9 protein-coding genes and 1 pseudogene are annotated in these 12133 nt (G+C 58.7%); 4 read left to right on the forward strand and 6 right to left on the reverse strand.

Features of this window, described 5'->3' with window-relative positions; all coding sequences use genetic code 11:
* Nucleotides 1-53 precede the first annotated feature (53 nt).
* Nucleotides 54-1607, reverse strand: a complete 1554-nt coding sequence (pdxR, locus tag KDX37_RS17515; RefSeq protein WP_231653970.1) for a MocR-like pyridoxine biosynthesis transcription factor PdxR — start codon at nucleotides 1605-1607, stop codon at nucleotides 54-56.
* A gap of 90 nt (nucleotides 1608-1697) precedes the next feature.
* Between pdxR and KDX37_RS17520 the strand changes: the two genes are divergently transcribed.
* Genes KDX37_RS17520 through KDX37_RS17530 form a run of 3 tightly spaced genes read left to right on the forward strand, consistent with a single transcriptional unit; the run spans nucleotide 1698 to nucleotide 3478 of the window.
* The gene (locus KDX37_RS17520) at nucleotides 1698-2336 is read left to right on the forward strand and encodes an FMN-binding negative transcriptional regulator (protein WP_231653971.1); all 639 of its coding nucleotides are present in this window, start codon (nucleotides 1698-1700) and stop codon (nucleotides 2334-2336) included.
* The gene (locus tag KDX37_RS17525) at nucleotides 2333-2779 is read left to right on the forward strand and encodes a GNAT family N-acetyltransferase (protein WP_231653972.1); all 447 of its coding nucleotides are present in this window, start codon (nucleotides 2333-2335) and stop codon (nucleotides 2777-2779) included. The genes KDX37_RS17520 and KDX37_RS17525 overlap by 4 nt, the downstream gene beginning before the upstream one ends.
* Before the next feature lie 15 nt (nucleotides 2780-2794).
* Nucleotides 2795-3478, forward strand: a complete 684-nt coding sequence (locus tag KDX37_RS17530; RefSeq protein WP_231653973.1) for a GNAT family N-acetyltransferase — start codon at nucleotides 2795-2797, stop codon at nucleotides 3476-3478.
* 198 nt (nucleotides 3479-3676) lie between these two features.
* On the opposite strand, the gene oadA is transcribed toward KDX37_RS17530, so the two are convergent.
* Both oadA and KDX37_RS17540 read right to left on the reverse strand, forming a co-directional pair.
* Entirely contained in the window at nucleotides 3677-5485 is a 1809-nt protein-coding gene (gene oadA, locus KDX37_RS17535) for a sodium-extruding oxaloacetate decarboxylase subunit alpha (RefSeq protein ID WP_231653974.1), read from the reverse strand.
* Nucleotides 5486-5582: 97 nt separating this feature from the next.
* Complete coding sequence (locus KDX37_RS17540) at nucleotides 5583-6998, reverse strand: acetyl-CoA carboxylase biotin carboxylase subunit (RefSeq protein WP_231653975.1); 1416 nt, start codon at nucleotides 6996-6998, stop codon at nucleotides 5583-5585.
* A gap of 236 nt (nucleotides 6999-7234) precedes the next feature.
* On the opposite strand from KDX37_RS17540, the gene KDX37_RS17545 reads away from it, so the two are divergent.
* A complete protein-coding gene (locus tag KDX37_RS17545; protein ID WP_231654036.1) occupies nucleotides 7235-8170 on the forward strand; it encodes a LysR family transcriptional regulator in 936 nt (311 codons plus the stop codon).
* On the opposite strand, the gene KDX37_RS17550 is transcribed toward KDX37_RS17545, so the two are convergent.
* The 3 genes and pseudogenes from KDX37_RS17550 to KDX37_RS17560 form a co-directional block, all read right to left on the reverse strand.
* Nucleotides 8124-8309 carry a PA3496 family putative envelope integrity protein gene (locus KDX37_RS17550; RefSeq protein ID WP_231654037.1) on the reverse strand — a complete coding sequence of 62 codons (186 nt, stop codon included), beginning with the start codon at nucleotides 8307-8309 and terminating at the stop codon, nucleotides 8124-8126. The genes KDX37_RS17545 and KDX37_RS17550 overlap by 47 nt on opposite strands.
* A gap of 145 nt (nucleotides 8310-8454) precedes the next feature.
* The gene (gene hexR, locus KDX37_RS17555; RefSeq protein WP_231653976.1) at nucleotides 8455-9321 is read right to left on the reverse strand and encodes a transcriptional regulator HexR; all 867 of its coding nucleotides are present in this window, start codon (nucleotides 9319-9321) and stop codon (nucleotides 8455-8457) included.
* A gap of 183 nt (nucleotides 9322-9504) precedes the next feature.
* Nucleotides 9505-11996: pseudogene (locus KDX37_RS17560) on the reverse strand (putative bifunctional diguanylate cyclase/phosphodiesterase).
* Nucleotides 11997-12133 lie beyond the last annotated feature (137 nt).

Consider the following 12133-nt stretch of genomic DNA (forward strand, 5'->3'; position numbering starts at 1 on the left):
GGGTATCTCAATGACAAGTCGCCGAAAGCGACGATTATACGGGCACAGCTGGCCTACTCCGACCAGACCTTGCGCAACCTGTTCAGTGCATCGGCTATGTCGACTTCCGGCACGGCGGCAAAACCCAGCACCAGCCCGGCGCGGTTATCCATCGGCTCGGAGGAATCCGGCAGCCAATAGCCGCTCAATGCGCTGATATCTACTCCAACCCGCGCCGCCTTTCCGATCAGTTCCTGCTCCCGGGCCAGACTGTCTACCTTGACCATGACGTGCAGCCCTGCGGTGACTCTGGGCATGGCAGCGCAGCCGGGAATGTCCTTCGGCCAGTTTGCCAGCAATGTGTCGCGTCGGCTCAGGGATGCACGACGCATGCGACGAATGTGTCGCTGGAAATGGCCCAAGGCAATGAATTGCGCCATGACCCGCTGCGTGCTGATCTCGGTGTGGCGCATGTCCACCGCCTTGCGCTGAGCAAATGGTTGGACCAACGCCTCAGGCAACACTAGATAACCGAGGCGCATCGCCGGAAAGGCTATTTTGCCAAACGTGCCCACGTAGAGCACCCGCCCGCCGCCATCCAGCGCAGCCAAAGGTGCCAGAGGCGCACCGCTGTAGCGATATTCGCCATCGTAATCATCTTCGACGATCCAGCCCCCTCGCCTTTCAGCCCACGCCAGCAATTCCAGACGCCGAGCCAGGCTCATGACTACCCCAGTCGGGTACTGATGCGATGGGGTGACGTACGCCAGCGTGCAGTCGGTGCGCTCAAGCGCCGCACAGCAAAGCCCTTCGCTGTCGACCGCAATCCCCGTCAAACGCGCACCTGCGACCGCAAACGCGTGACCAGCAGCACGGTAGCCGGGGTTTTCTATTGCCACGCCTTTTCCGACCTCGACCAGCAACTGCGCGCACAGGCTGATGGCATGCTGGGCACCATTGGTGATCACAATCTGTTCGGCGGTGCATTGCAGCCCGCGAGAAGAACGCAGATAGATAGCGATCAATTCCCTGAGCCGCCATTCACCCGCAGGCGCGCCGTAGCTCAAAAGAGCGTGATCGGGCTTGCGCCAGAACGCCGCCTGCAGCTTGCCCCAGATGTCGAACGGGAACAGATCGAACGCAGGGATACCGACACGAAACGCTCTGGGTGCACCTGTCAGCGGCGCGCTCATGTGATGCTGCTCGATCAGCTCAAGCGCGGCGCCCGATACGGCTTTTTCTTCCAGCTTTTGCACGTCCGTTGAAGGCATTTTCGCTGTGGATAAGCCTGTGGAAAACCCCGTAAGAGCTGTGGACACTTTTTCGTTCGATTTTCGTTCAAGCGCAACGCGAGTCTTTGACAGCTGGATGACATAGGTCCCGTCACCGACCCGCGTCTCGGTAAAACCTTCCGCATACAGCTGGTCGTAGGCGCGCATCACGCTGTTGCGAGAAATCGCCAAGGCCTCGGCCAGCTCTCGACTTGCAGGCAACCGGGTGCCGCTGCCCAGGCGAGCATCCAGAATCTGCTGGCGCAGCGCTTGATAGAGCTGCTTGCTGAGCCCCTGGCTGCGATCCAGTTTGATGCCCGTCAGCGTGGACGGAAACACAGCGGGATCGACGGACATGAAATTGGTCCTATGAAATCTGGTGAAAGTGGATCTTACAACAAACCAATAGCTTGCCTAGGATCGCACCATCAGCCAGGAAGAATTGCCATGTACACGCCCGCCGCATTCAATGAAGACACCCTGCCCGTTCTGCACGCGCATATCGACCACACTCGTCTGGCGATTCTGATCAGCCAGGATCAGGATGGCATGCAGGCCACGCACTTGCCGCTTCTGTTGCGCAGGGATCACGGCCCTTATGGCACGCTTTACGGCCACGTGGCCAAGGCCAATCCGCAGTGGCGAACGATGGCCGGCCTGGCCGACACTCTGGTGATATTTACCGGTGACGACGCTTATGTAAGCCCCTCTTATTACCCCAGCAAGGCGGAGCACGGCAAAGTCGTACCGACCTGGAATTACACCGCCGTTCACGCCTACGGTCAGGCCGAAGTATTTACTGACCCGGAACGTTTGAAGCAGTTGCTGAACGACCTGACCAATCGGCATGAGTCGGGTCGGGCACAACCTTGGTCGATCGACGACGCACCGGCCGATTACATCGCCAAAATGCTCGGCGCCATCGTCGGTTTTGCCCTGCCCATCCAGCGCCTGGAGGGCAAACACAAACTCAGCCAGAACCGCAGCGCCGAGGATGTAGCCGGTGTACGTGACGGCCTCGCGGCCAGCACGCTTGCCAATGATCAGCAAATCGCCCGCTTGATGAGCACAGGGAGAGAGTCATGACCGACATCCAGATCCGCCGAGTGACAGCAGACGATCAGCAGGCCTGGCTGCCGTTGTGGCAAACCTACCTGCGGTTCTACAAGACCGAATTGGGCGAAGACGTCAGCGCAGAGACGTGGCGCCGCCTGCTGGACCCGAGCGAACCAACCCACTCGGCATTGGCCTGGCGAGGTGCAGATGCCGTAGGCATGGTGAATTTCATCTATCACCGCTCCAACTGGAGCATTAAAAATGCCTGCTACCTGCAAGATCTGATTGTTGCTCCCGAACAGCGCGGCACCGGCATCGGCAGGCAATTGATCGAATACGTCTACGCCGCCGCCAAAGCCGATGATTGCGATAAGGTGCATTGGCTGACGCACGAAACCAATGCCACGGCGATTCAGTTGTATGAGCGAATTGCAGATCGCGGCGGTTACATCCAGTTTCGCAAGCCTCTTTGATACAGGAAGTGATTCATGTCTGACACATTATTGGACTGGCAAGCCGCAACGCTGCCTGGCGCACACACCCTGACGGGCCGTTTCATCCGCCTGGAAAAACTCGATGTCGCGCGTCATGGCGATGACCTGTGGGCCGCCCTGCAAGGCCCCGATGCCGATCTCAAGCTCTGGGACTATCTGCCTTATGGCCCATTCGCGGAGCGCAGCGCGTTTGACGCGTGGCTGACACGTCATGCCGCAGACACCGATCCGTGGTTTTACGCCGTGGTCAATCAACAGACCGGTGCCACCGAAGGCGTGATCAGCTTTCTATCGATTGTTGCCGCACACGGGCGCATAGAAATCGGGCATGTCACTTTCGGCGCGGCCATGCAGCGCACGCCTAAAGGCACCGAAGCCATTTACCTGTTGGCCAGGGAAGCCTTTGCACTGGGCAATCGCCGACTGGAGTGGAAGTGCAATAACAACAATGCACGCTCCAAACGTGCCGCGGATCGCTTTGGCTTCAGCCATGAGGGCATCTTTCGTCAGCACATGGTCGTCAAGGGTCAGAGCAGAGACACCGCCTGGTACTCGATTCTCGACAGCGAATGGCCCGAACTGCAGAAAGCGTTCGAGGGCTGGCTGGCAGCGGACAACTTCGTCGACGGTCAGCAGATCAAAGGGCTGGAGACGTTCAGACAGGCATCGGATGGCTGACAGACAGCCTTCGACGCCCGACGCGCGCACTCCTGAAAGGGCGGGTTTCCAGCCAAACATTGGGCGGTGGCCCGGTGCTCACAAGCAGCGGGTACATCGGCTTGATGGGGTGCGGCTGAGCAAAACGGATAAAAAAAGGGAGCCACAAGGGCCCCCAGAGGTAATCGATTCGGTTATTTGAATAGCATCGAAGGCTGATCAGCCTTCGATTTCGATCAGGATTTCGCCCGGGTTGACGCGGTCACCTTTGGCAACGTGAATCGCGACGACTTTGCCTGCGATCGCTGCCTGGACTTCGGTTTCCATCTTCATTGCTTCGGTGATCAGTACGGCCTGACCGGTCTTAACCCTATCGCCTTCCTTGACCAGCACGTCGACGATGTTGCCTGGCATGGTGGTGCTGACATGACCTGGCTCGTGCGCCTGTTTGCGCTTGCTGGCGCCACCGCTGACGAACTCGTTGAGGGGTTCGAACACCACCTCTTCCGGCATGCCATCAATGGACAGGTAGAAGTGACGCTTGCCCTCGGCCTTGACGCCCACACCCGTGATGTCCACACGATAGGTCTCGCCATGCACGTCGATGACGAACTCGGTCGGTACGCCCTCGCCGCCTGGCCTGGCCACCCCACCCGCTTCTGGAATTGGCAGCAGCACTTCAGGCGCCAGGGTCCCGGCAGCGCGCTCTTCAAGAAACTTGCGACCAATGTCCGGGAACATGGCGAAGGTCAGTACGTCTTCTTCAGACTTGGCCAAGGGACCGATATCGGCACGCAGCTTGGTCATTTCCGGCTTGAGCAGGTCCGCTGGCCGAACATCGATCAGCTCTTCGCTGCCAATGGCCTGACGACGCAGCTTTTCGTCCACCTGGCCGGGCGCCTTGCCGTAACCGCCTTGCAGGTAGAGCTTCACTTCGTTGGTGATGGTCTTGTAACGCTCACCGGCCAGCACGTTGAAAAACGCCTGAGTGCCAACAATCTGCGAGGTTGGCGTCACCAGTGGTGGATACCCAAGGTCTTTGCGGACGCGCGGAATCTCGGCCAGTACTTCGCTCATGCGATTGAGCGCACCCTGCTCCTTGAGCTGATTGGCGAGGTTGGAAATCATCCCGCCCGGCACCTGGTTAACCTGCACACGGGTGTCGACAGCGGTGAACTCGCTTTCGAACTGGTGGTACTTTTTGCGCACCGCATAGAAATACAGACCGATTTCCTGCAACAGCTCCAGGTCCAGCCCGGTATCGAATTCGCTGCCCTTGAGGGCCGCGACCATGGACTCGGTCCCCGGATGGCTGGTGCCCCAGGCGAAGCTGGAGATCGCGGTGTCGATATGATCGGCGCCGCTTTCAATCGCTTTCAGCTGACACATCGCCGCCAGGCCTGCGGTGTCATGGGAGTGGATGAACACCGGTAACGATTGCTCGGCTTTCAAGGCCTTGACCAGCTCACCGGTCGCGTAAGGCGTGAGCAGGCCGGCCATGTCCTTGATCGCGACCGAGTCGCAGCCCATGGATTCCATCTGCCGGGCTTGCGCAACGAAGGCTTCAATGGTGTGAACCGGGCTGGTGGTGTAAGCGATGGTGCCTTGGGCATGCTTGCCCGCAGCCTTCACAGCCTCGATGGCAACCCGCAGGTTACGCACGTCATTCATCGCGTCGAAGATGCGGAACACATCAATGCCGTTGACTGCCGCCTTGGCCACGAACGCCTTGACCACGTCGTCACTGTAATGGCGGTAGCCCAGCAGGTTCTGGCCGCGCAGCAGCATCTGCAAACAGGTGTTGGGCAAAGCGGCACGCAGTTGGCGCAGGCGCTCCCACGGGTCTTCCTTGAGAAAGCGCACACAGGCGTCAAACGTTGCGCCGCCCCACATTTCCAGCGACCAATAGCCGACCTGGTCGAGTTTGTCGCAGATTGGCAGCATGTCTTCAGTGCGCATGCGGGTGGCCAGCAAGGACTGATGGGCGTCACGCAGGATGGTGTCGGTTACAAAGATCTTCTTGGTCATTCTTGTCTCCTTATAGCGGCAAGCTTCACGCTGCGCACTGCATGGAAAGCGGAGTCGCTTTCACATGTTGCGCGTAACGGACAGCTGGCAGCTGCATTCAAAGGCCTGCGTGGGCGGCGATGGCGGCGGCGATGGCCAGGGCCAACTCTTCGGGTTTGCGCTTGATCGAGTAATTGGTCAGCTCAGGGTGGCTCTCAACGAAACTGGTATTGAATTCACCGCTGCGAAATTCCGGGTTACGCAGAATTTCCTGATAATAAGCAGCCGTGGTCTTCACACCCTGCAAGCGCATGTCATCCAGTGCACGCAGGCCCCGGTCCATGGCCTCTTCCCAGGTCAACGCCCAGACAATCAGTTTCAGGCACATCGAGTCATAAAAAGGCGGGATCGTATAACCCGTGTAAATCGCCGTATCGGTGCGCACACCTGGCCCACCAGGCGCGTAATAACGCGTGATCTTGCCGAAGCTGGGCAGAAAGTTGTTCTTCGGGTCTTCAGCATTGATACGAAACTGCAGGGCAAACCCGCGATGGATGATGTCCTCTTGCTTGACCGAGAGCGGCAGGCCGGACGCCACGCGAATCTGTTCGCGAACAATGTCGATACCGGTGATTTCTTCGGTAATGGTGTGCTCGACCTGGACCCGGGTGTTCATCTCCATGAAGTACACCTCACCTTCGGCGAGCAGAAACTCCACGGTGCCCGCATTCTCGTAGCCCACTGCCTTGGCCGCCCGCACCGACAGGTCACCGATGTAGGCGCGCTGCTCGGGTGTCAATTGAGGGCTGGGGGCAATTTCGATGAGCTTCTGGTTGCGCCGCTGAATCGAACAATCGCGCTCGAACAGGTGCACGACATTGCCGAAGCTGTCGCCCAGAATCTGGGCTTCGATGTGCTTGGGATTGACGATGCATTTTTCGAGAAACACCTCGGCCGACCCGAACGCCTTTGTGGCTTCGGAAATCACCCGAGGAAACGCCTGTTCAAGCTCTTCGCGACTGTTGCAACGACGAATACCCCGTCCACCGCCGCCAGATGTGGCCTTGAGCATGACCGGATAACCGATGCGCTCGCCTTCGACCAGCGCTTCTTCGATGTCGGCCACATTACCTTCAGTGCCCGGTGTGACCGGTACACCGGCCTTGATCATGCTGCGCCGCGCTTCGGTCTTGTCGCCCATGCGGCGGATCACTTCCGCCGAAGGCCCAATGAATTTGATTCCGCGTTCGGCGCAAATATCGGCCAGCTCGGCATTCTCGGACAGAAAACCATAGCCTGGGTGCAGTGCATCACAGCCGGTTTCCACGACAAGGTTGACCAGTTTGCGTGGGTTCAGATAACCCGCGAGAGGTTCGGCACCAATGCTATAGGCTTCGTCAGCACGTTTGACATGCAAGGCATGGCGGTCGGCATCGGAATAGATCGCCACCGAGCGAATGCCCATCTCGGCGCAGGCGCGCACGATACGAACGGCAATCTCTCCACGGTTGGCGATCAGAATTTTTTTTATCACTGGCGTTTCCTCGACCCTAAGGACAAACAACCGGTTTGAGCCGGAGCATGCAGGCTGCATGACGCGATGCAATCGCCGCTGTTGTGTAACGAGACATGTGACGCGATGCCGCAGGGACACCCTATTCCTGATCGAGAATTAATAAAAATGAGTAAAAGTTGGGTCATGTATAAGTAAAAGCTTATAGTCAGATCTCGAACGTCTGCACGAGACATCTAATAATGCGTAAGTCATTGATGCGTATGACATTGCGTCAGCTGCGCATTTTCAACGAAGTGTGCGATCTGCGCTCCTATAGCCGTGCAGCAGAAGAAATGTCGCTGACTCAGCCTGCCGTCAGCCTGCAGATACGCCAGCTCGAAGAGCTGGTGGGTCAGCCACTGTTTGAGTATGTCGGTAAAAAGCTGTACCTGACCGAAGCCGCCGAAGCCTTGCAACTGGCCAGCCGGGACATCTTTGGCCGGCTTGAGAACCTCGACATGCAGCTCTCGGACCTGCAAGGCTCACTGCAAGGCCAACTGAAACTGGCCGTCGAGTCGAGCTGCAAGTATTTCACCCCGCATTTGTTTGCCGCGTTCAAACGCAAGCACCCGGAAGTCAGCCTGAGCCTGATGGTGGTCAATCGGGCACAGATCATCCGGCGTCTCTCGGACAACCGCGATGATCTGGTGGTGATGTCGATGGTGCCGCAGGACATGGGGCTGGAATTTCTGCCGTTCCTCAACAATCCGATCGTTGCGGTGGCTCCTGCGGATCACCCGCTGTGCAGCCAGCAGTCGCTGAGCCTGAAGGACCTGGAGCCGTGGCCGCTGTTGACCCGCGAAATCGGCTCGGGTACGCGCAGGGCCTGCGAGGAATACTTCAAGGAAAAGCGCGTGCATTTCACGCAGACGCTGGAGGTGTCTTCAAGCGAGGCGCAACGCGAATGCGTGGTCGCCGGGCTGGGGCTGGCGCTGCTGACGCGCCATGCGGTCTGTCAGGAACTCGCCACCGGCGCCCTTGTAGAGCTGCCAGTGGCCGAGCTGCCTTTGTATCGAAGCTGGTGCGTGGTGCAAGCCAAGGACAAACGCCTGTCTCCGGTGGCCCACGCCTTTCTGGCGTTCATCCGTACTGAACGTGCGCAGATCAGCCAGCTTGTCGAGCGCTTCGACGGACGTCCACGGTCGGCTTGACGGTCTGCCAGACTTCGCCGGTCACGCCTTCCATGTAGTCGCAGAGCTCCTGATTGAGTTGACGCGCCTCGCAATAGCTTTCAATCGCACGGCGGAATTCCATGCGGCGCTGGTCTTCCTGCTGACGACGGTTTTTCACAGTGCTGTTGGGTAAATCATCGTAATGCCGAGCCATGACCTGTCTCCCAGTACGTTTTGCGGGAGTACAGAATGCAGCGCAGTGGTGACAGTGAGGCGGCACGCAGGTGACAGTACGATGAAATTTTGATCAGCGGCGAAGCTTTTCAGTCTTCGTGGGTCTTGATCGACTTGGGCGACAATCGTAGCCCACGCAGGCTGCGTTTGACGCTCTTGAGGTGGTTGACCAGACTCGGCCCGCGCGCCATCGCAACGCCCATCGCCAACACGTCAATCACCACCAGATGCGCGATACGCGAGGTCAGCGGCGTATAGATCTCAGTGTCTTCGTGCACATCGATTGCCAGGTTGACCGACGACAATTCGGCCAATGGGGTCTGGCTTGGGCACAGTGTAATCAATGTCGCACCGCTCTCGCGTACCAGGTTGGCAGTGATCAGCAGGTCCTTCGAGCGACCGGACTGAGAGATGCATACCGCGACATCAGTAGGCTTGAGCGTAACGGCGGACATCGCCTGCATGTGCGGGTCGGAATACGCCGCGGCAGTCAGCAGCAAGCGGAAGAATTTATGCTGCGCATCCGCCGCAACCGCACCCGAGGCACCAAACCCGTAGAACTCGACGCGGTTGGCACCCGCCATGGCTGTGACGGCCAGTTGCAAAGCGTGCGGATCAAGGTTCTCGCGCACTTCCATCAAGGTGTGCAGCGTGGTGTCGAAAATCTTCAGGCTGTAGTCAGCGACCGAATCGTCTTCGTGTATCGCGAACTGCCCGAAACTCGCGCCTGCGGCAAGGCTCTGGGCCAGCTTGAGCTTGAGGTCCTGAAACCCGGTGCAACCGATGGCTCGGCAGAAGCGCACGATGGTCGGCTCACTGATACCGACGCTATGGGCCAGGTCCGCCATGGAACTGTGCATCACAGTCGCAGGGTCGAGCAGCACATGGTCGGCTACCTTGAGCTCCGACTTGCGCAGCAGATGACGGGACTGGGCGATGTGTTGCAGCAGATTCAAGAGGCAGACTCGATAAGGTAAGAGGGGCTGGTTGTAGCTTTCTTGTAGTTATACTACATGACCTGCGAGCCGCCCAGTTAAACGAGCCTGGAACGTCTTACACAGGCCTTGGGCGGATGAATCACAAAATTTTGTGGGAATAATCCTACATTAAGTCCGCTGCCACGCAACATCAGTACGACATCAAAACGATGTGTCGAGGACATCGACCATCGCCGCCGCCTCGATCGGACGACTGATCAGGTAGCCCTGAACCTCATCGCAACCCTGCATTTTAAGGAAGTCCAGCTGGCTCTGGTTTTCTACACCTTCGGCGACGACCTTCAGACCCAGGCTGTGAGCCATGGAAATGATCGCCTGAATGATTGCCGCATCTTCGGTGCCTTCCCCCAGCCCGCTGATGAACGCCTGATCGATCTTCACGTAGTCCACCGGGAAGCGCTTGAGGTAGCTCAATGAAGAGTAGCCGGTACCGAAATCGTCGATGGCCAATTTCACACCCAGTTCGCGCAACTGCTGAAAGGTCGCAATGATGTGCTCCACACTGTCGAGCAGCTGGCTTTCGGTCAGCTCAAGCTCAAGAAACTGAGGCTCCAGGCCGGTTTCTTCAAGCACTTGGCGCACCAGGCTGACCAGCTTGCCCTGACGCAACTGATGCACCGACAGGTTCACCGAGATACGGATCGGCGCAATGCCCTGCCGTTGCCATTCGCACGCCTGCCAGCATGCGGTGCGCAGGACGAACTCACCAATGGCGCCTATCAGTCCGGTTTCTTCGGCCAGCCCTATGAACTCGCCCGGCGAAACCATGCCGCGCTCGGGATGGCGCCAGCGAACCAGGGCTTCAGCAGCGTCCAGACGTCCCGTCTTGAGGCACAACTTGGGCTGATAGAAAACCTGCAGCTGTTTGTCCTCGATAGCGCGGCGCAGCTGGATTTCCAGTTGCAGGCGCTCAAGCGTGCTGGCCTGCAGGCTGTCAGTAAAAAACTGAAAGTTGTTGCCGCCCAGATGCTTGGCGTGTTGCATGGCCATGTTGGCCTGGCTGACCAGCGCCGATATATCGCGGGCCGAATCCGGTAACAGGCTGATGCCCACCGAAGCACTGACTACCAGTTCATGACCTTCCACCGACAGCGGCGAACGCAGCTTGCTCAGCAGGCGACTGGTGACCCGGACCAGGCTGGACAGGTTGCCGTAGGCGTCGAACAACACGGCAAACTCATCGCCGGACAAACGCGCAATGGTGTCAGCTTCCGGCATGGCGTTACTCAAGCGGCGGGCGACCTGCTTGAGCAGTTGATCCGCCACCTCATGGCCCAGACTTTCGTTGAGCAGCTTGAAACGGTCCAGGTTGATGTGCAGCAGTGCCAGACTTCGTCCGCCCTGACGCACCCGCTCGCGGGCCTGGCGCAAACGCTCGGTAAACAGTGAGCGATTGGCAAGGCCGGTCAGTTCATCGAAATGCGCAAGGTAGCGCATACGCTCTTCGGTTTCCCGCCGCGATGAGAGATCGGCGAAAAAGCCAACGATATGGCTCATATTGCCAGCACTGTCTCGCACAACATTAAGTTGCAGCCATTGCGGATCAGCTCGCCGTTCTTGCGGGTTTCAACCAGTTCGCCCTGCCAGTGGCCGGTCTGTTCCAGCGCTTGATGAATCACTGCAAAATGACGACGCGCGTCCCGGCTACTGGCAATCTCGATGACTTTTTTACCTACGATGTCTTCCGGCAGATAGCCGCTGACCCGGCTGAACGCCTGATTGATGGTCAGGATGTAATAATCGGGATCAAAGATCACAATGCCTTCGCTGGCAGCGTCAAAGACCGTTGCCGCAAGCCTCGGCGGGCTCTTGCTCAAGGCCTGATTGGCTGCTTCCAGTTCAAGCGTACGCTGGGCCACGCGATCCTCAAGACCGGCCTGTGCCTCTAGAAGCCCGCGCTCGGCCTCGCGGCGCTGCTCGACTTCCCGCGCCAGGTCTTCATTAAGCTGATCGCCCGTTGCCTGGGCCTGCTGCAAATGTTCGATCAACGCCTGATTCTGAAAGCGAGTGAGCAGACTGCGCTGCATCAGGCGATTGATCTGCCACGCCACCACACTCAATGCGCACAGCAGTATCAGGCCCAGCCAGCCCCAGCCACGCAACGGTACGTTGCCACCCCAGAACAGATACAGGATCGGCGGCAGCAGGCACGGCAGGCTGAAGGTCAGGAAGGCAGGGATGCTGACGGCATAACCCACACTGGCAGACAGCATCGCGGCACCGATCATGCCGAATACCCAGGCCTGCTGCTGCAGGTTCTCCACCGGCACCAGCACCATGGCAGCCGTGCCCAGGGTCAGGCCGCTGACACAGGCTCCCAGCAGAAACATCCGTCGCCACACAGGCAATGCACGGCGCTCCGGTGAGGCGCGCTGAAATGCGGCAACTTGCACAACGCGCAGGCACACCAGCGCTGAAAGCCAGACCAGCCAGATGTTGACCAGCATGTAGCGACCTGGACTCCACAGCAGCCACGCGCAGACCAGCCCATTGATGAGCATGAACAACGTGGGCAGCAGCGAGCCCTGATAAAGAAGACGGGTACGCTCGACCGCAAGCTGGGCGGAGAAACGTTTTTGCAGGGTACGGCGATTGCGTTCAGGCACATCGCCCGCGCTGAAGCGGTATGTCATGGCGTCATTCTTGTAATGGGTCAGCCGCTGCACACACTGTCTGAGCGGGTGCAGTCGAGATCGCCGGCGTGCGAAGTATTGAATTCAACTCCGGTGCTTGCAGCGCTTGCATCTCGTCTTGCACCGCTCTCAAAGAG

Origin of the sequence: Pseudomonas californiensis, from assembly GCF_021147775.1 — a bacterium.
GTDB lineage: Bacteria > Pseudomonadota > Gammaproteobacteria > Pseudomonadales > Pseudomonadaceae > Aquipseudomonas > Aquipseudomonas californiensis.

What these genes read in the sequence shown, in the direction of transcription:
- pdxR (WP_231653970.1), bottom strand. Translation starts at nt 1,607, where the DNA reads ATGTCCGTCGATCCCGCTGTGTTTCCGTCCACGCTGACGGGCATCAAA.
- KDX37_RS17520 (WP_231653971.1), top strand. Translation starts at nt 1,698, where the DNA reads ATGTACACGCCCGCCGCATTCAATGAAGACACCCTGCCCGTTCTGCAC.
- KDX37_RS17525 (WP_231653972.1), top strand. Translation starts at nt 2,333, where the DNA reads ATGACCGACATCCAGATCCGCCGAGTGACAGCAGACGATCAGCAGGCC.
- KDX37_RS17530 (WP_231653973.1), top strand. Translation starts at nt 2,795, where the DNA reads ATGTCTGACACATTATTGGACTGGCAAGCCGCAACGCTGCCTGGCGCA.
- oadA (WP_231653974.1), bottom strand. Translation starts at nt 5,485, where the DNA reads ATGACCAAGAAGATCTTTGTAACCGACACCATCCTGCGTGACGCCCAT.
- KDX37_RS17545 (WP_231654036.1), top strand. Translation starts at nt 7,235, where the DNA reads ATGCGTATGACATTGCGTCAGCTGCGCATTTTCAACGAAGTGTGCGAT.